This window comes from Citrobacter sp. Cpo142 (genome assembly GCF_030332425.1).
GTDB classification, from domain to species: domain Bacteria; phylum Pseudomonadota; class Gammaproteobacteria; order Enterobacterales; family Enterobacteriaceae; genus Citrobacter; species Citrobacter portucalensis.
This window is the reverse complement of sequence record NZ_JAOWHW010000041.1, coordinates 1-265: the sequence shown is the minus strand read 5'-3', so window position 1 is coordinate 265 and position 265 is coordinate 1. Positions and strand designations below refer to the sequence as shown.

Genomic DNA, 265 nt, shown 5'->3' with positions numbered 1-265 from the left:
CAGTAAGGATGGTGGAGCTATGCGGGATCGAACCGCAGACCTCCTGCGTGCAAGGCAGGCGCTCTCCCAGCTGAGCTATAGCCCCATCGTAGTTATCTCATTCACCTTAATTCTTGCTGAGACAAGGCGTGGAACGGTGAAGCATACTGAAGTATGCGAGTCGTTTCACAACGCGGCATCAGAAAGAATTTGGTAGGCCTGAGTGGACTTGAACCACCGACCTCACCCTTATCAGGGGTGCGCTCTAACCACCTGAGCTACAAGC

General features: G+C 53.6%; 1 tRNA gene. It reads right to left on the bottom strand.

The window, feature by feature from the left end:
• Window positions 1-9: 9 nt before the first annotated feature.
• A tRNA-Ala gene (locus tag OGY18_RS01650) sits at window positions 10-85 on the bottom strand.
• Between the last annotated feature and the right edge of the window lie 180 nt (window positions 86-265).